12 protein-coding genes, 2 tRNA genes and 4 rRNA genes are annotated in these 17,959 nt (G+C 52.6%); 10 read left to right on the top strand and 8 right to left on the bottom strand.

Translation table 11 applies throughout. From position 1 onward, the window contains the following. Window positions 1-14 precede the first annotated feature (14 nt). The 4 genes from MX657_RS20200 to MX657_RS20185 are packed head-to-tail and all read left to right on the top strand — an operon-like array spanning window position 15 to window position 2,202. Window positions 15-569 (top strand): DNA topoisomerase family protein, encoded by a 555-nt coding sequence (locus tag MX657_RS20200; protein WP_252002990.1) that lies wholly within the window; start codon window positions 15-17, stop codon window positions 567-569. Continuing rightward, a complete protein-coding gene (tsaC, locus tag MX657_RS20195; RefSeq protein ID WP_080330421.1) occupies window positions 562-1,134 on the top strand; it encodes an L-threonylcarbamoyladenylate synthase type 1 TsaC in 573 nt (190 codons plus the stop codon). The genes MX657_RS20200 and tsaC overlap by 8 nt, the downstream gene beginning before the upstream one ends. Window positions 1,135-1,138: 4 nt before the next feature. After that, window positions 1,139-1,957: a shikimate dehydrogenase gene (aroE, locus tag MX657_RS20190; protein WP_080330422.1), complete on the top strand. Its 819-nt coding sequence runs from the start codon at window positions 1,139-1,141 to the stop codon at window positions 1,955-1,957. After that, the gene (locus tag MX657_RS20185; RefSeq protein ID WP_080330423.1) at window positions 1,954-2,202 is read left to right on the top strand and encodes a DUF1488 domain-containing protein; all 249 of its coding nucleotides are present in this window, start codon (window positions 1,954-1,956) and stop codon (window positions 2,200-2,202) included. Before aroE ends, MX657_RS20185 begins: the two co-directional genes overlap by 4 nt. Here MX657_RS20185 and MX657_RS20180 read toward each other — a convergent pair. Beyond that, the gene (locus tag MX657_RS20180; RefSeq protein ID WP_080330424.1) at window positions 2,178-2,732 is read right to left on the bottom strand and encodes a gamma carbonic anhydrase family protein; all 555 of its coding nucleotides are present in this window, start codon (window positions 2,730-2,732) and stop codon (window positions 2,178-2,180) included. The genes MX657_RS20185 and MX657_RS20180 overlap by 25 nt on opposite strands. 471 nt (window positions 2,733-3,203) lie before the next feature. Here MX657_RS20180 and MX657_RS20175 point away from each other — a divergent pair. From MX657_RS20175 to rrf (MX657_RS20150), 6 genes are all read left to right on the top strand, one after another. Next, window positions 3,204-4,743, top strand: a 16S ribosomal RNA gene (locus tag MX657_RS20175). An 85-nt stretch (window positions 4,744-4,828) separates the two neighbouring features. Further along, window positions 4,829-4,904, top strand: a tRNA-Glu gene (locus MX657_RS20170). Window positions 4,905-5,087: 183 nt separating this feature from the next. After that, window positions 5,088-7,991 (top strand): 23S ribosomal RNA (locus MX657_RS20165). 65 nt (window positions 7,992-8,056) lie between these two features. After that, a 5S ribosomal RNA gene (gene rrf, locus MX657_RS20160) occupies window positions 8,057-8,172 on the top strand. 14 nt (window positions 8,173-8,186) lie between these two features. Continuing rightward, a tRNA-Thr gene (locus MX657_RS20155) sits at window positions 8,187-8,262 on the top strand. Window positions 8,263-8,305: 43 nt separating this feature from the next. Further along, window positions 8,306-8,421: ribosomal RNA gene (gene rrf, locus MX657_RS20150) — 5S ribosomal RNA — on the top strand. The 16S, 23S and 5S rRNA genes sit together here with 2 tRNA genes alongside, the layout of an rRNA operon. 106 nt (window positions 8,422-8,527) lie before the next feature. On the opposite strand, the gene MX657_RS20145 is transcribed toward rrf (MX657_RS20150), so the two are convergent. The 7 genes from MX657_RS20145 to MX657_RS20115 all read right to left on the bottom strand — a co-directional run bounded on the left by MX657_RS20145 (window position 8,528) and on the right by MX657_RS20115 (window position 17,923). Beyond that, the gene (locus MX657_RS20145) at window positions 8,528-9,286 is read right to left on the bottom strand and encodes an amino acid ABC transporter ATP-binding protein (protein ID WP_119916514.1); all 759 of its coding nucleotides are present in this window, start codon (window positions 9,284-9,286) and stop codon (window positions 8,528-8,530) included. Between the two features lie 7 nt (window positions 9,287-9,293). Then, window positions 9,294-10,397: an amino acid ABC transporter permease gene (locus MX657_RS20140; RefSeq protein ID WP_119916513.1), complete on the bottom strand. Its 1,104-nt coding sequence runs from the start codon at window positions 10,395-10,397 to the stop codon at window positions 9,294-9,296. 9 nt (window positions 10,398-10,406) lie between these two features. Beyond that, window positions 10,407-11,588, bottom strand: coding sequence for an amino acid ABC transporter permease (locus tag MX657_RS20135; protein ID WP_119916512.1), 1,182 nt, complete (start codon window positions 11,586-11,588; stop codon window positions 10,407-10,409). A 66-nt stretch (window positions 11,589-11,654) separates the two neighbouring features. Continuing rightward, window positions 11,655-12,680: an amino acid ABC transporter substrate-binding protein gene (locus MX657_RS20130; RefSeq protein WP_080328367.1), complete on the bottom strand. Its 1,026-nt coding sequence runs from the start codon at window positions 12,678-12,680 to the stop codon at window positions 11,655-11,657. A gap of 453 nt (window positions 12,681-13,133) precedes the next feature. Beyond that, a complete protein-coding gene (locus MX657_RS20125) occupies window positions 13,134-13,355 on the bottom strand; it encodes a lipoprotein (protein WP_008502867.1) in 222 nt (73 codons plus the stop codon). A 303-nt stretch (window positions 13,356-13,658) separates the two neighbouring features. Beyond that, window positions 13,659-16,772, bottom strand: a complete 3,114-nt coding sequence (locus tag MX657_RS20120; protein ID WP_333016878.1) for an efflux RND transporter permease subunit — start codon at window positions 16,770-16,772, stop codon at window positions 13,659-13,661. A gap of 11 nt (window positions 16,773-16,783) precedes the next feature. Then, window positions 16,784-17,923: an efflux RND transporter periplasmic adaptor subunit gene (locus MX657_RS20115; protein WP_346806563.1), complete on the bottom strand. Its 1,140-nt coding sequence runs from the start codon at window positions 17,921-17,923 to the stop codon at window positions 16,784-16,786. Between the last annotated feature and the right edge of the window lie 36 nt (window positions 17,924-17,959).

The raw sequence follows: 17,959 nt of genomic DNA, 5'->3' as shown, positions 1-17,959 counted from the left end.
CACCAAGAGTTGTTATGGCCAAATCAGCACTATTCACGGTGCATAAAAACGAGCCCTGCCCGCAGTGCGGGGCTGAACTTGTTATTCGGTCCGGGAAACACGGTCCGTTTCTCGGTTGTTCACACTATCCGGAATGTGATTATGTCCGTCCCCTGAAAAGCCAGGCGGATGGACATATTGTTAAAATTCTGGAGGGACAGCCTTGTCCTCTTTGTGGCGGTGAATTAGCGTTACGTCAGGGGCGTTTCGGTATGTTTATTGGCTGTAGCCGTTATCCAGAATGTGAACATACGGAACAAATTGATAAGCCTGATGAAACGGCCATTGCTTGCCCACAATGTCAACACGGCCAGCTGGTACAGCGTCGTTCCCGTTTTGGTAAAACCTTCCATTCCTGTGATCGCTATCCTGAATGCCAGTTCGTTATCAATTTCAAACCGGTAGCGGGCGTCTGCGCTCATTGCAATTATCCGCTACTTATCGAGAAGAAAACGGCGCAAGGTATGAAACGCTTCTGCGCCAGTAAACAATGTGGAAAGCCGGTTGCGGCGGATCAAAATAGTGAATAATAACCTGCCATCAGGCTCCATTGCGCATGCTGTGGACGTGCTGAAAAAAGAAGAAGTCATCGCCTATCCAACTGAAGCTGTTTTTGGGGTCGGTTGCGATCCTGACAGCGAGACGGCTGTAAGCCGCCTGCTTGCCTTAAAACAAAGACCCGTCGAGAAAGGGCTGATTTTGATCGCTGCGAATTACGAGCAGCTAAAACCCTACATCGATGACTCCATGCTGACGCCAGCGCAGCGCGAGACTATCTTCTCCGCATGGCCGGGACCGGTGACCTTTGTTTTCCCGGCGCAGCCAACAACACCACGCTGGTTGACCGGGCGCTTTGATTCCCTTGCCGTTCGCGTCACCGATCATCCGCTGGTGGTTGAGCTTTGCCTGGCATTTGGTAAACCGCTGGTCTCAACCAGCGCCAACCTGACCGGGTTGCCACCTTGTCGTACAACCGAAGAAGTGCTGGCACAGTTCGGTAATGACTTCCCGGTTGCTGCTGGAGAGACGGGAGGGCGCCTGAATCCGTCTGAAATTCGCGACGCTTTGACCGGCGAACGTTTTCGCCAGGGGTAATCTCATGGAAACCTATGCTGTTTTTGGTAATCCGATTGCACACAGCAAGTCACCGTTAATCCATCAGCAATTTGCGGAGCAGTTGCAGATAAATCATCTCTATGGCCGCGTACTGGCACCGGTGGATGCATTTATTCCGACGCTGGAGGCTTTTTTCGCCGACGGTGGCAAAGGTGCGAATGTAACGGTTCCCTTTAAAGAGGAAGCCTTCGAACGTGCGGATGAACTGACCGAGCGCGCTTCTCTTGCTGGTGCAGTAAATACCCTGAAACGGCTTGAGGATGGACGCCTTCTGGGTGACAACACAGATGGAATTGGTTTGCTGAGCGACCTGGAAAGACTCTCCTTTATCAAACCCGGGTTCCGGGTCCTGCTGATTGGTGCGGGTGGCGCGTCGCGGGGAGTGCTGTTGCCTCTGCTTTCCCTGGACTGTGCGGTGACCATTACTAACAGAACCTTTTCCCGGGCAGAAGCGCTGGCTGCGTTGTTTGCGCATACTGGCAGCGTGAGTGCGGTAGCGCTTGACGAGCTTGCCGGGCATGAATTTGATCTGGTTATCAATGCCACCTCCAGCGGCATTAATGGTGAGATCCCGGCAATCCCAGCTTCCCTGGTAAGCGCTCACGTCTATTTCTATGACATGTTTTATCAGAAAGGGAATACCCCCTTCCTGAACTGGTGCGAGCAACATGGCGCGAAACATTTAGCCGATGGGCTAGGAATGCTGGTGGGACAGGCCGCGCATGCGGTGCTGCTCTGGCATGGCGTGTTGCCTGCGGTTGAACCTGTCATTGAAAAGTTAAAGCAGGAGCTTTCGGCGTGAACCAGGCTATTCATTTCCCGGACAGAGAGAACTGGGATGAGAGTAAACAAGCGGTTTGTTTCCCGGTGCTGGTACAGGGTATGCAACTGACCTGTGCCATTCATGGGGAAACACTGTTGCGTCGTTTTGGCGGTTCAGACCCGATAGCGGTATTTTGCGAAAATCGCTGGGATCTGGAAGAGGAAGCCAGCGATTTAATCCGCGATCAGCAGGAAGACGATCAGGGCTGGGTTTGGTTGTCCTGATCCAAATAGTCATTCTTCCAGTTAACGTAGTTGTTCGCCGAGTATTTTAACCCTTCGATCTCTGCCTCCTTCAGGGGGCGGATCTGTTTTACCGGGCTTCCCAGATAAAGATAGCCACTCTCCAGCCGTTTGTTCTGCGGGACCAGGCTACCGGCACCAATCATTACATCTTCTTCTACTATTACACCATCCAGCAAAATCGATCCCATGCCAACAAGTACGCGGTTTCCGATAGTGCAGCCGTGAAGCATCACTTTATGGCCGACGGTAACCTCTTCTCCAATGATCAGGGGATTGCCCTCCGGGTTATAGGAGGATTTGTGCGTGACATGCAGAACGCTACCGTCCTGGATGTTGGTACGTGCGCCAATCGACACATAGTTAACATCTCCCCTGATGGCGACGAGCGGCCAGATGCTGACGTCATCGGCCATTCGGACATCACCAATGATCACGCTGCTGGGATCGATCATCACGCGATCGCCTTTTTTGGGGAACAGATCTTTATAAGGACGTAATACTGCGGGCATATCTACCTCTAACAATGAGCGCTATACAGAAGACTTTGATCATAGTAATGGATCGAGGCAAGGCAAAATACGTCAATATTTAAGCAAATCGGGCGGGATTTCAGCGAAAAGCGCGGAAAATCAGCAGTCGGAAAAAAAGATCTAAAAAATACTTGTGCTAAAAAATGGGATCCCTATAATGCGCCTCCATCGACACGGCGGATGTGAATCACTTCACAAACAGCCGGTTCGGTTGAAGAGAAAAAATCCTGAAATAACGGGTTGACTCTGAAAGAGGAAAGCGTAATATACGCCACCTCGCAACGGTGAGCGAAAGCCGCGTTGCACTGCTCTTTAACAATTTATCAGACAATCTGTGTGGGCACTCAAAGTGACATGGATTCTTAACGTCCTCGGACGAAAAATGAATACCAAGTCTCTGAGTGAACATACGTAATTCATTACGAAGTTTAATTCACGAGCATCAAACTTAAATTGAAGAGTTTGATCATGGCTCAGATTGAACGCTGGCGGCAGGCCTAACACATGCAAGTCGAACGGTAGCACAGAGAGCTTGCTCTCGGGTGACGAGTGGCGGACGGGTGAGTAATGTCTGGGAAACTGCCTGATGGAGGGGGATAACTACTGGAAACGGTAGCTAATACCGCATAACGTCGCAAGACCAAAGAGGGGGACCTTCGGGCCTCTTGCCATCAGATGTGCCCAGATGGGATTAGCTAGTAGGTGGGGTAACGGCTCACCTAGGCGACGATCCCTAGCTGGTCTGAGAGGATGACCAGCCACACTGGAACTGAGACACGGTCCAGACTCCTACGGGAGGCAGCAGTGGGGAATATTGCACAATGGGCGCAAGCCTGATGCAGCCATGCCGCGTGTATGAAGAAGGCCTTCGGGTTGTAAAGTACTTTCAGCGGGGAGGAAGGCGATAAGGTTAATAACCTTGTCGATTGACGTTACCCGCAGAAGAAGCACCGGCTAACTCCGTGCCAGCAGCCGCGGTAATACGGAGGGTGCAAGCGTTAATCGGAATTACTGGGCGTAAAGCGCACGCAGGCGGTCTGTCAAGTCGGATGTGAAATCCCCGGGCTCAACCTGGGAACTGCATTCGAAACTGGCAGGCTAGAGTCTTGTAGAGGGGGGTAGAATTCCAGGTGTAGCGGTGAAATGCGTAGAGATCTGGAGGAATACCGGTGGCGAAGGCGGCCCCCTGGACAAAGACTGACGCTCAGGTGCGAAAGCGTGGGGAGCAAACAGGATTAGATACCCTGGTAGTCCACGCCGTAAACGATGTCGACTTGGAGGTTGTGCCCTTGAGGCGTGGCTTCCGGAGCTAACGCGTTAAGTCGACCGCCTGGGGAGTACGGCCGCAAGGTTAAAACTCAAATGAATTGACGGGGGCCCGCACAAGCGGTGGAGCATGTGGTTTAATTCGATGCAACGCGAAGAACCTTACCTACTCTTGACATCCAGAGAACTTAGCAGAGATGCTTTGGTGCCTTCGGGAACTCTGAGACAGGTGCTGCATGGCTGTCGTCAGCTCGTGTTGTGAAATGTTGGGTTAAGTCCCGCAACGAGCGCAACCCTTATCCTTTGTTGCCAGCGGTTAGGCCGGGAACTCAAAGGAGACTGCCAGTGATAAACTGGAGGAAGGTGGGGATGACGTCAAGTCATCATGGCCCTTACGAGTAGGGCTACACACGTGCTACAATGGCGCATACAAAGAGAAGCGACCTCGCGAGAGCAAGCGGACCTCATAAAGTGCGTCGTAGTCCGGATTGGAGTCTGCAACTCGACTCCATGAAGTCGGAATCGCTAGTAATCGTGGATCAGAATGCCACGGTGAATACGTTCCCGGGCCTTGTACACACCGCCCGTCACACCATGGGAGTGGGTTGCAAAAGAAGTAGGTAGCTTAACCTTCGGGAGGGCGCTTACCACTTTGTGATTCATGACTGGGGTGAAGTCGTAACAAGGTAACCGTAGGGGAACCTGCGGTTGGATCACCTCCTTACCTTAAAGAACCTGCCTTTGTAGTGTCCACACAGATTGTCTGATGAAAAGTAAGCAGCAAGGCGTCTTGCGATTGAGACTTCAGTGTCCCCTTCGTCTAGAGGCCCAGGACACCGCCCTTTCACGGCGGTAACAGGGGTTCGAATCCCCTAGGGGACGCCACTTGCTGGTTCGTGAGTGAAAGTCACCTGCCGTCATATCTCAAAACTGACTTGCGAGTCATGTTTGAGATATTTGCTCTTTAAAAATCTGGATCAAGCTGAAAATTGAAACGACACACATGTTATGTGTGTTCGAGTCTCTCAAATTTTCGCAATCATGAAGTGAAACATCTTCGGGTTGTGAGGTTAAGCGACTAAGCGTACACGGTGGATGCCCTGGCAGTCAGAGGCGATGAAGGACGTGCTAATCTGCGAAAAGCGCCGGCGAGGTGATATGAACCTTTGACCCGGCGATGTCCGAATGGGGAAACCCAGTGCAATCCGTTGCACTATCGTTAACTGAATACATAGGTTAACGAGGCGAACCGGGGGAACTGAAACATCTAAGTACCCCGAGGAAAAGAAATCAACCGAGATTCCCCCAGTAGCGGCGAGCGAACGGGGAGCAGCCCGGAGTCTGAATCAGCTTGTGTGTTAGTGGAACGGTCTGGAAAGTCCGACGGTACAGGGTGATAGTCCCGTACACGAAAGCACACAGGTTGTGAACTCGAAGAGTAGGGCGGGACACGTGGTATCCTGTCTGAATATGGGGGGACCATCCTCCAAGGCTAAATACTCCTGACTGACCGATAGTGAACCAGTACCGTGAGGGAAAGGCGAAAAGAACCCCGGCGAGGGGAGTGAAAAAGAACCTGAAACCGTGTACGTACAAGCAGTGGGAGCCTCTTTATGGGGTGACTGCGTACCTTTTGTATAATGGGTCAGCGACTTATATTCTGTAGCAAGGTTAACCGTATAGGGGAGCCGAAGGGAAACCGAGTCTTAACTGGGCGTTAAGTTGCAGGGTATAGACCCGAAACCCGGTGATCTAGCCATGGGCAGGTTGAAGGTTGGGTAACACTAACTGGAGGACCGAACCGACTAATGTTGAAAAATTAGCGGATGACCTGTGGCTGGGGGTGAAAGGCCAATCAAACCGGGAGATAGCTGGTTCTCCCCGAAAGCTATTTAGGTAGCGCCTCGTGAACTCATCTTCGGGGGTAGAGCACTGTTTCGGCTAGGGGGCCATCCCGGCTTACCAACCCGATGCAAACTACGAATACCGAAGAATGTTATCACGGGAGACACACGGCGGGTGCTAACGTCCGTCGTGAAGAGGGAAACAACCCAGACCGCCAGCTAAGGTCCCAAAGTCATGGTTAAGTGGGAAACGATGTGGGAAGGCACAGACAGCCAGGATGTTGGCTTAGAAGCAGCCATCATTTAAAGAAAGCGTAATAGCTCACTGGTCGAGTCGGCCTGCGCGGAAGATGTAACGGGGCTAAACCATGCACCGAAGCTGCGGCAGCGACACTATGTGTTGTTGGGTAGGGGAGCGTTCTGTAAGCCGTTGAAGGTGGCCTGTGAGGGTTGCTGGAGGTATCAGAAGTGCGAATGCTGACATAAGTAACGATAAAGCGGGTGAAAAGCCCGCTCGCCGGAAGACCAAGGGTTCCTGTCCAACGTTAATCGGGGCAGGGTGAGTCGACCCCTAAGGCGAGGCCGAAAGGCGTAGTCGATGGGAAACAGGTTAATATTCCTGTACTTGGTGTTACTGCGAAGGGGGGACGGAGAAGGCTATGTTAGCCGGGCGACGGTTGTCCCGGTTTAAGCATGTAGGCGGAGGTTCCAGGTAAATCCGGTACCTTTTAACGCTGAGGTGTGATGACGAGGCACTACGGTGCTGAAGTAACAAATGCCCTGCTTCCAGGAAAAGCCTCTAAGCATCAGGTAACACGAAATCGTACCCCAAACCGACACAGGTGGTCAGGTAGAGAATACCAAGGCGCTTGAGAGAACTCGGGTGAAGGAACTAGGCAAAATGGTGCCGTAACTTCGGGAGAAGGCACGCTGATATGTAGGTGAAGCCCCTGCGGGTGGAGCTGAAATCAGTCGAAGATACCAGCTGGCTGCAACTGTTTATTAAAAACACAGCACTGTGCAAACACGAAAGTGGACGTATACGGTGTGACGCCTGCCCGGTGCCGGAAGGTTAATTGATGGGGTTAGCGGCAACGCGAAGCTCTTGATCGAAGCCCCGGTAAACGGCGGCCGTAACTATAACGGTCCTAAGGTAGCGAAATTCCTTGTCGGGTAAGTTCCGACCTGCACGAATGGCGTAATGATGGCCAGGCTGTCTCCACCCGAGACTCAGTGAAATTGAACTCGCTGTGAAGATGCAGTGTACCCGCGGCAAGACGGAAAGACCCCGTGAACCTTTACTATAGCTTGACACTGAACACTGGTCCTTGATGTGTAGGATAGGTGGGAGGCTTTGAAGCGTGGACGCCAGTCTGCGTGGAGCCGTCCTTGAAATACCACCCTTTAATGGCTGGTGTTCTAACGTAGACCCGTGATCCGGGTTGCGGACAGTGTCTGGTGGGTAGTTTGACTGGGGCGGTCTCCTCCCAAAGAGTAACGGAGGAGCACGAAGGTTAGCTAATCCTGGTCGGACATCAGGAGGTTAGTGCAATGGCATAAGCTAGCTTGACTGCGAGAGTGACGGCTCGAGCAGGTGCGAAAGCAGGTCATAGTGATCCGGTGGTTCTGAATGGAAGGGCCATCGCTCAACGGATAAAAGGTACTCCGGGGATAACAGGCTGATACCGCCCAAGAGTTCATATCGACGGCGGTGTTTGGCACCTCGATGTCGGCTCATCACATCCTGGGGCTGAAGTAGGTCCCAAGGGTATGGCTGTTCGCCATTTAAAGTGGTACGCGAGCTGGGTTTAGAACGTCGTGAGACAGTTCGGTCCCTATCTGCCGTGGGCGCTGGAGAATTGAGGGGGGCTGCTCCTAGTACGAGAGGACCGGAGTGGACGCATCACTGGTGTTCGGGTTGTCATGCCAATGGCACTGCCCGGTAGCTAAATGCGGAAGAGATAAGTGCTGAAAGCATCTAAGCACGAAACTTGCCCCGAGATGAGTTCTCCCTGAGACTTTAAGTCTCCTGAAGGAACGTTGAAGACGACGACGTTGATAGGTCGGGTGTGTAAGCGCAGCGATGCGTTGAGCTAACCGATACTAATGAACCGTGAGGCTTAACCTTACAACGCCGAAGATGTTTTGGCGAAGAGACACGATTTTCAGCCTGATACAGATTAACAGAATTTGCCTGGCGGCTTTAGCGCGGTGGTCCCACCTGACCCCATGCCGAACTCAGAAGTGAAACGCCGTAGCGCCGATGGTAGTGTGGGGTCTCCCCATGTGAGAGTAGGGAACTGCCAGGCATCAAATTTAGCGTGCTGATATGGCTCAGTTGGTAGAGCGCACCCTTGGTAAGGGTGAGGTCCCCAGTTCGACTCTGGGTATCAGCACCACTTTATACTTAGGTTAAAGTTCGGCAAGAAGTAAAAGAATTTGTCTGGCGGCTTTAGCGCGGTGGTCCCACCTGACCCCATGCCGAACTCAGAAGTGAAACGCCGTAGCGCCGATGGTAGTGTGGGGTCTCCCCATGTGAGAGTAGGGAACTGCCAGACATCAAATAAGTGAGAAGGCCATCCGAAAGGATGGCCTTTTTGCGTTTATGCGTCGAAAAAACGGCAGGCCGGGTAAGGCGAAGCCGCCACCCGGCAGAATAAACGACTAATGAATCACCTGCGACAGGAATGCCCGCGTACGTTCAGACTTAGGATGCGCAAAGAATTCATCCGGCGGTGCCTGTTCAACAATTTCACCACGATCCATAAAGATCACCCGATCTGCTACCGTTCTGGCAAAACCCATCTCATGCGTCACGCACAGCATCGTCATTCCGGATTGTGCCAGCCCAATCATCGTGTCCAGCACCTCTTTCACCATTTCCGGATCCAGCGCAGATGTCGGTTCGTCAAACAGCATGATTTTAGGCTTCATACACAGCGAACGGGCGATAGCCACGCGCTGTTGTTGACCGCCGGATATCTGCCCTGGGAATTTATTGGCATGTTCAGCGATACGCACTCGTTCCAGGTAGTGCATAGCCAGCGCATCGGCCTCCTTTTTCGGCATCTTTTGAACCCAAATGGGGGCCAGCGTGCAGTTTTGTAAAACGGTCAGATGGGGAAACAAATTGAAGTGCTGGAACACCATACCTACTTCCTGCCGTACACGATCGATATTGCGGACATCTTCATTCAGCTCGATACCATCAACCACAATGCGCCCCTGCTGATGTTCTTCAAGATGGTTAATACAGCGAATGGTTGTTGATTTTCCTGAACCGGAAGGCCCACAAAGAACGATACGTTCGCCCTGCTTCACCTTAAGATTGATGTCCTTCAGGACATGAAACTGTCCATACCATTTATTGACGTTTTCCAGCGTAATCATCGCGTCGGCGGGTGTCATAGTTATTTGGCTCATAATTTCCTCAGTGCGGTGTACGCCCGGTGTTAAAGCGCTTTTCCAGATGCTGGCTATAGCGCGACATGCTAAAACAGAAGATCCAGTAGATCAGTGCGGCAAAGACATATCCCTCGGTGGACATACCCAGCCAGACAGGGTCAACGGTAGCCTGCTGCACGCTACTAAAGAGATCGAACAATCCGATAATGATCACCAGGCTGGTATCTTTGAAGAGGGCAATAATAGTGTTAACCAGCCCCGGAATGACCAGCTTGAGTGCTTGTGGAAGAATGACCAGTCCCTGCGTTTTCCAGTAACCGAGCGCCAGTGATTCTGCGGCTTCATATTGCCCCTTAGGCAATGCCTGCAAACCACCTCGCACAACCTCTGCAACATAGGCAGACTGGAAAAGAATCACACCGACCAGGGCACGGATCAGCTTGTCGATCGTTGTGCCTTCCGCCATAAACAGCGGCAGCATGACTGAAGACATAAACAGAACGGTGATAAGCGGTACGCCGCGCCAGAACTCGATGAAGATAACGGAGAGCATGCGTACAACCGGCATTTTTGAACGCCGCCCCAGCGCAAGTAGAATTCCCCACGGTAGCGCACCAGCTATCCCCACTGAAGCAATGATCAACGTCAGCGTCAAACCGCCCCACTGGCGGGTTTCAACGCGCTCCAGTCCCAGGAAGCCCCCATATAACAGCACCCAAACGATAATGGGATATACCACTGCCCAGCAGGCAATATAGCGTCCACGATGCGGCAGCTTTTTCCAGAACATGGCCGCGATAGAAAGCAGGCCGATAACCAGCGCCAGATTAATCCGCCAGCGCTGTTCATGGGGATACAATCCATACATGAATTGGCCGAAGCGCTCATGAATAAACACCCAGCATGCGCCCGCCTTCGTGCAGTCAGCACGAGTGGAACCGACCCAGTTAGCCTGCAGAAATGCCCAGTTCAGGAGAGGTGGGATCAATTCCCACATGAGCCACAGGCAAACAAGCGTCAGCAGGCTGTTGCTCCAGCTGGAGAAAAGATTCTTACGCGCCCAGAGAATAAAACGCCCCCCTGTGACGCTGGTTGGGCGCGGGGAGTGCGACAGTATCGCTTTTGTCATCATAGATCCTTAGCGCTCGACCAGTGCAATGCGACGGTTATACAGGTTCATCAGCAACGAAATCATCAGGCTGATGATCAGATAGACAGACATGGTGATGGCGATAGTTTCAATGGCTTGCCCGGTCTGGTTAAGCACGGTTCCGGCGAACAGAGATACCATATCCGGATAACCAATAGCGGCGGCCAGCGACGAGTTTTTGACGATGTTGAGGTACTGGCTGGTCAGGGGCGGAATGATGACCCGCAGCGCCTGCGGAATAATGACCTGGCGAAGCGTCACCGTATGAGGTAGCCCCAATGAGCGCGCTGCTTCGTGTTGCCCGTGCGGGACGGCCTGGATCCCGGCACGAATAATCTCAGCGATAAAGGCGGACGTATAAATCGAAAGTGCCAGCGTCAGGGCTGCCAGTTCAGGAATCAACACCATTCCACCCTGGAAGTTAAAGCCCCGCAGATGCGGAACATCCCAGTGCAGCGCGGCTCCAGACAACCAGTGCGCCAATAGCGGCAGGCCAACGATCAGTACTGCCGCCGTGGGCCAGGTTTTACGAAGCTGACCGGTTTTAATCTGGTGTTTACGGTTAAAGCGGAATATCCCGGCAGAGAGAGCAAGTGCTATCACAATCGCAGCAATGAAGGGATACAGCCCTTCGCCAGATTCAGGAGAAGGAATATACAGCCCACGGTTACTCAGGAAAAACAGCTCAAACGCATCGACGGCCTGGCGGGGACCGGGAAGGTTACGCAGCACAGCGAAATACCAGAAGAAGATCTGCAGCAGCGGCGGGATATTGCGAAACGTCTCAATATACACAGTCGACAGTTTCCGCAGGAGCCAGTTTTCAGAAAGGCGCGCAAGGCCAATAAAGAAGCCCAGTATCGACGCGAAGATGATACAAAGTGCTGAGACCAACAGCGTATTCAGCAAGCCGACTACAAATACGCGTCCATAAGTATCACCTTCCTGGTAATCAATCAGGTGCTGAACGATACCAAACCCCGCGCTGCGATCCAGAAACGCAAATCCGGACGTAATACCGCGATTATTCAGGTTGGTTATGGTGTTATGGATGAGATACACGGCGATGAGAACAACCGCAACAATAGCAATAATCTGGAATAGCCAGGCGCGGACCGCGGGATGAGAAAAGGATAGCGATCCTTTTACGGCTGAGCGGCGATGGGACATAAAAAACCTCAGTAACCATGACTCTGAATTGGGCACTGCCAGAGCAGTGCCCATTACCACAATGACTTAACGTACCGGTGGCGCGTACTGAATGCCGCCGTTATTCCAGAGATTGTTCTGGCCGCGTTTGATCTTCAGCGGGCTTTCCGATCCCACGTTGCGCTCGAAGATCTCAGAGTAATTGCCCACCTGTTTGATGATGTTATAAGCCCACTTGTTATCCAGCTTCAGATCCTTGCCGAAATCGCCTTCTTTACCGAGCAGGTGCGCCATGTCCGGGGTGGAAGGATTCGCTGCTTTTTCATCGACGTTTTTCGAATTGATGCCCATCTCTTCTGCATTCAGCATGGCAAATAGCGTCCAGCGAACGATAGAGAACCAGTCTTCATCGCCACGACGGACAACCGGTCCGAGAGGTTCTTTGGAGATCACTTCAGGTAGAACAATCCACTCAGCCGGGTTGCTTAGCTTGATGCGTAAGGCATACAGTTGTGACTGGTCAGAGGCCAGCGTGTCGCAGCGACCGGATTCCAGCGCTTTGGCTGATTCATCCGAGCGGTCGAATGTCACAGGGGTGTATTTCATCTTATTTGCTTTGAAATAATCCGCGACGTTCAGCTCGGTATCGGTACCCGCCTGGATACACACGGTGGCACCATCCAGTTCTTTAGCGCTTTTCAGGCCCGCTTTATTGTGGGTCAGGAAGCCGATGCCGTCATAATAGGTCACGCCCGTAAATGACATTCCCATGCCTGCGTCGCGGGAGGAGGTCCAGGTGGTATTACGGGAGAGCATGTCGACCTCGCCGGACTGCAGCGCCGTAAAGCGTTCTTTCGCCGTCAGCGGGGTATATTTTACTTTGCTGTCATCACCAAAAACGGCGGCTGCAACGCCACGGCAGACATCAACATCAATACCGGTAAATTTGCCGTTCGCATCGGCATAGGAGAAGCCAGGCAAACCATCACTGATACCACATTGAACAAAACCTTTCTTTTTAACGGCATCCAGTGTCGTTCCCGCATGGGCTTGACCGGCTACGGCAAACATCATGCCTGCAGCAGCCAGGCTGGCTATCATCGTCTTTTTCATAATGCATCCTGTGTGGCGAAATTTATCGTTATAGAGGCGTTTCTTAAAACGCTTTACCTGTCTGTGGCGTTGGCCAACGTTTATAAAGCAAACGTAATGCCAGTTTTACGTTCAACAAAATGCGTGATGAGTGAACGCTTAATGCTGAGTGTAGACAGGCTTAAATAAAACGAGCGCCCCGAAACGGTGCGAAATTACAACCTGCGCCACAAATCAGAGCAAAAGTTTCAACGGGTATGAGATAAAAAGAAGAGATAGTTTCTGAAGTGAATATTGGCAGAGTATTCAATAGTATTAACGTGTGAAAAACATCGGGTATAAGAAAAAGATATTAACTGTGGTCGGTTGAAATTACATGAAAGAATAAATACGGGGCTATTTTTTTACTTACTGGAAAATAGTGCACTCATTAAAAGCAAAAGCGCGGCCGGAGCCGCGCTTTCTGAACAAATGTTACTTCGTCAGGGCAACGATACCCAACGTCAAACCCGCCACAGCGGCAGCGCCGCCGGCGATAGCACCTGCTGTTTCCCAGTTATCCTGAGTGGTGCCTTTCATACAGGTATTGGTATGAACCAGTCGACCCTGGTCGTCGTAAACCGGTACACATGGAGAGTCGTGCGCGCAACCAGCAAGCAGCGCAGCGAGAAGTGCAACGGAAATGAATCTTTTCATGATGTTACCTCAGTATTATTTCTCATTCGCTACAAAGCCAGGAGGGCTATTAACGAACTGGAGGTTATTTTACCACCAGGGTAAGTTGCCGTTACACGAGGAATAATCTCAAATTATGTACTTTGTAAAAATCATGGAGAAAAATCGTTTTCAGGATAAATTCATGGAGAAATTATGGAGCGGTAAAAGGGAATGTTTACTTAATGCAAACAGCTGCATTTTTAACGCTGCAATTCGGTAATGTCTAATTCATTGTTTATATTAAAAATACAAAAGGCACCAAACGGTGCCTTGAGGGATACGTTAATCCTTATGGTTGGTAAATCGTCTCCGGACAACCACAAAGAAAACGGGCACAAAGAAAATAGCCAGAAGCGTTGCGGAAAGCATGCCTCCCATAACGCCCGTACCGACTGCGTTTTGCGCGCCGCTCCCGGCCCCGGTGCTGATCACCAGCGGCATGACGCCAAGTATGAAGGCCAGGGAGGTCATCAGGATCGGGCGAAGTCGCATTCTTGACGCTTCGAGTGTGGCCTCAATGATCCCTTTACCTTCTTTTTCCATCAGGTCTTTAGCAAATTCGACGATCAGAATGGCGTTTTTCGCCGATAAGCCAATCGTCGTCAGCAGGCCGACCTGGAAATAGACGTCATTGTTTAACCCGCGCAGCGATGCTGCGAGAAGAGCCCCGATGACACCCAGCGGCACAACCAGCATAACGGAGAAGGGAATGGACCAGCTTTCGTACAGGGCAGCCAGACACAGGAACACCACTATCAGTGAAATGGCGTACAGTGCAGGCGCCTGGTTTCCTGAAAGCCGTTCCTGATAAGACATTCCCGTCCAGTCATGGCCGATACCAGAAGGCAATTTTGCTGCGAGGCTTTCCATTAAGGCCATGGCTTCACCGGTACTTTTGCCCGGCGCGGACTCTCCGAGAATTTCCATGGATGGCATGCCGTTGTAGCGCTCCAGGCGAGGAGAACCGTAAACCCAGTGCGCGCTGCTAAAGGATGAGAACGGCACCATTTCCCCATTTGCGCTGCGCACGTAGAGGTTGTTGATGTCCCCTGGCAACATACGGAATTTTGCGTCGGCCTGTACATAGACCTTTTTCACGCGGCCATGATCGATAAAGTCATTCACATACGTGCCGCCCAATGCCGTTGAGATCGTCTGGTTGACGTCAGAGAGGCTAATACCCAGCGCCTGCGCTTTCTCCTGATCGACATCCAGCTTGAACTGCGGTGTATCCTCCAGACCGTTAGGACGTACGCGAACCAGCAGGTCAGGGTGCTCTTTCACCATGCCAAGCAGTTGGTTGCGAGCCTGCGTCAGCTGGGTATGCCCCAGGTTAGCCTGATCGATCAGCTCGAAGTCGAAGCCCGTTGCGGTTCCCAGCTCGATAATGGCAGGCAGGTTAAACGGGAACACAAGGCCGTCTTTAATCTGACTGAACGCTTTCGTTGCACGGCCTACGATCGCCTCAACGCTATTTTCTTCACCCGAACGCTCTTCCCAGGGCTTCAGGCTGATGAAGGCGATACCTGAGTTCTGGCCCTGACCGCTAAAGCTAAAGCCGTTAACGGTAAAGACGGATTCAACGTTCGCCTTCTCTTTGGTCAGATAGTAGTTCTGAACCTGGTCGAGAACCTGCTGAGTCCGCGTCTGGGTCGCACCCGCCGGGAGTTGAACCATCGTCATAAACACCCCCTGATCCTCTTCGGGCAGGAAGGAGGTCGGTAAGCGCAGGAACAGTACCGCCATCCCACCGACAATAATGACGTACACCACCAGGTAACGGCCTGTCTTACGCAAAATACCGCTCACGCTGTTGCTGTAGTGTTCCACGCTCTTATCAAAGCGCGCGTTAAACCAGCCGAAGAAGCCACCTTTCTTCTCGTGATGATCGCCGGAGACGGGCTTAAGCAACGTGGCGCAGAGTGCTGGCGTCAGGATCAGCGCAACCAGGACGGAGAGCGCCATGGCTGAAACGATGGTCAGCGAGAACTGGCGATAGATGGCACCTGTCGAGCCACCAAAGAAAGCCATGGGAACAAATACCGCCGAGAGCACCATTGCGATCCCCACAAGCGCACCCTGGATCTGCTCCATCGACTTCTGCGTGGCCTCTTTCGGCGGCAGCTTGTCCTCTACCATCACGCGCTCAACGTTTTCGACCACCACGATGGCGTCATCAACCAGTAGCCCTATCGCCAGTACCATCCCGAACATCGTCAGGGTGTTGATGGAGAAACCGAACGCCGCCAGAACCGCGAAGGTGCCCAGCAGAACCACCGGCACTGCGATTGTCGGGATGAGCGTCGCCCGCAGGTTTTGCAGGAACAGGTACATGACCAGGAAGACCAGAACGATCGCTTCAAACAGGGTTTTCACCACTTCGTGAATGGAGATTTTCACGAATGGTGTGGTGTCATAGGGGTAGACGACCTTAAGCCCCTGCGGGAAGAACTGCTGCAGTTGCGCCAGCTTGCTCTTGATGGCTGCCGCGGTGTCCAGCGCGTTTGCACCGGTTGCCAGCTTAATCCCCAAGCCGGTTGCTGCCTGCCCGTTGATTTTGGTCACCATATTGTAGTTTTCGCCGCCGAGCTCAATGCGAGCGACATCCTTCAGGTGAACCATCGAGCCGTCCTGGTTCACCTTGAGCGTCACGCGGCCAAACTCTTCCGGTGATTTCAGGCGAGTTTGCGCGATGATGGAGGCATTCAATTGTTGTCCAGGAACCGATGGCGTACCGCCCAGTTGACCTGCCGCTATCTGGTCGTTCTGCGTTTTCAACTGGTTGATAATATCCAGCGGCGTCAGCTGGTATTTGTTCATCGCGTTGCTGTCGAGCCAGATGCGCATCGCATACTGGGCGCCAAACAGCTGGACGTCGCCGACACCCGTCGTTCGGCTGATAGCATCTTTGACGTTCGAGGCGACATAGTCGGAGATATCATCCTGCGTCAGGCTTTTGTTGTCCGAAACAAAACCGGCGACCAGCAGGAAGCTGCTGCTGGATTTCTCAACGCCAATCCCTTGCTGCTGTACCTCTTGCGGCAGTAGCGGCATGGCAAGCTGCAGCTTGTTCTGCACCTGGACCTGGGCGATATCGGGGTCTGTTCCTGACTCGAAGGTCAGGGTGATAGTGACGTTACCTGCTGAATCGCTGGTGGAAGACATATACATCAGGTTATCGATACCGTTCATGTTCTGTTCGATAACCTGGGTCACGGTATCCTGCACCGTCTGGGCGTCAGCGCCGGGGTAGGTTGCGGAAATCGCCACGGCAGGAGGGGCAATTGTCGGATACTGGGCAACGGGCAATTTGAGAATCGCCAGACCGCCTGCAATCATCAAAATGATGGCAAGTACCCAGGCGAAAACCGGCCGCTGAATGAAGAAATTAGCCATGTCGTCGTTCCTTAACTGGCGGGAGTCGTGGTGGTATCAGGCGCGGCAACGACGGTAGCTCCAGGCCTGACTTTTTGCAGGCCGCTGACGATCACTTTGTCACCGTTTTTCAACCCTTCCGTCACCAGCCAGCGATCGCCGATTGCCTGAGGCGCAACAACGGTACGTGATTCAACCTGATTTTTATCATTAACCACCAGTACGGTTGCGTCGCCGCGCGGTGTGCGGGTAACGCCCTGCTGCGGAACCAGGATGGCATCTGGCTGTGTGCCTTCATCAATGCGGGCGCGAACAAACATCCCCGGTAACAGCAAATGTTGAGGGTTAGGGAAAATGGCACGCAGGGTAATTGATCCGGTACTTTCGTCCACCGTAACGTCAGAGAACTGCAACGTGCCTTTCAGCGGATAGGGCTGACCATTCTCCATCAGCAGCTCAACGCTGCTTGCCTTATCACCTTTTTGCAGGCTCGTCTGCTTCAGACGCATAAATTCATTGCTCGACTGGGTGACATCGACATAAATCGGATCAAGCTGCTGGACCGTTGCCAGCGCTGCGGCCTGCCCGTTCGTCACGAGCGCCCCTTCCGTTACGCTTGATTTGCCGATGCGGCCATCGACAGGGGACGTTACTTTGGTATACGCAAGGTTGATACGTGCGCTTTCTACGCCCGCTTTTGCGGCGACGACGCTGGCATCTGCCTGCTGGGCCGTGGCCACGGCCTGGTCATACTCTTGTTTGCTGACGTACTGCGTTCCCATCAGCGGGAGGTAGCGTTTCACCGTCAGGTGCGCAATATTGGCGGCCGCCTGTGCCTTTGCCAGCTCGCCTTTCGCGTTGTCATAGGCCGCCTGATAGGTCGCAGGATCGATCTGGTACAGTGAATCTCCTGCTTTTACATCGCTACCTTCCGTGAAGTTGCGGCGTAAGATGATACCGCTAACCTGTGGACGAACCTCCGCAACGCGGAACGCATCTGTTCTACCCGGGAGTTCAGTTGTGACAGCCAGAGGCGCGCTTTTCACAATATGAACGCTGACCTGAGGTGCCTGCGCATGTTGTTGTGGGTTTTCCTGGCCATCGCATCCAGTGAGCAGTACAGCGCAGACAATGAAAACGGATAAGGGCAAGCGTCTGAAATGATTCGTCATTACTGTTCCTTTAAATACCCATTAACCGATGTTTGC

This window comes from Enterobacter chuandaensis (assembly GCF_039718975.1).
GTDB classification, from domain to species: Bacteria; Pseudomonadota; Gammaproteobacteria; order Enterobacterales; family Enterobacteriaceae; genus Enterobacter; species Enterobacter chuandaensis.
This window is presented reverse-complemented; position numbering and strand designations above follow the sequence as displayed.

Coding starts and splice junctions, on each gene's coding strand:
- MX657_RS20180 (WP_080330424.1), bottom strand. CDS start 2,732: ATGCCCGCAGTATTACGTCCTTATAAAGATCTGTTCCCCAAAAAAGGC.
- MX657_RS20200 (WP_252002990.1), top strand. CDS start 15: ATGGCCAAATCAGCACTATTCACGGTGCATAAAAACGAGCCCTGCCCG.
- MX657_RS20125 (WP_008502867.1), bottom strand. CDS start 13,355: ATGAAAAGATTCATTTCCGTTGCACTTCTCGCTGCGCTGCTTGCTGGT.
- MX657_RS20130 (WP_080328367.1), bottom strand. CDS start 12,680: ATGAAAAAGACGATGATAGCCAGCCTGGCTGCTGCAGGCATGATGTTT.
- MX657_RS20145 (WP_119916514.1), bottom strand. CDS start 9,286: ATGAGCCAAATAACTATGACACCCGCCGACGCGATGATTACGCTGGAA.
- MX657_RS20115 (WP_346806563.1), bottom strand. CDS start 17,923: ATGACGAATCATTTCAGACGCTTGCCCTTATCCGTTTTCATTGTCTGC.
- MX657_RS20135 (WP_119916512.1), bottom strand. CDS start 11,588: ATGTCCCATCGCCGCTCAGCCGTAAAAGGATCGCTATCCTTTTCTCAT.
- MX657_RS20140 (WP_119916513.1), bottom strand. CDS start 10,397: ATGACAAAAGCGATACTGTCGCACTCCCCGCGCCCAACCAGCGTCACA.
- aroE (WP_080330422.1), top strand. CDS start 1,139: ATGGAAACCTATGCTGTTTTTGGTAATCCGATTGCACACAGCAAGTCA.
- MX657_RS20120 (WP_333016878.1), bottom strand. CDS start 16,772: ATGGCTAATTTCTTCATTCAGCGGCCGGTTTTCGCCTGGGTACTTGCC.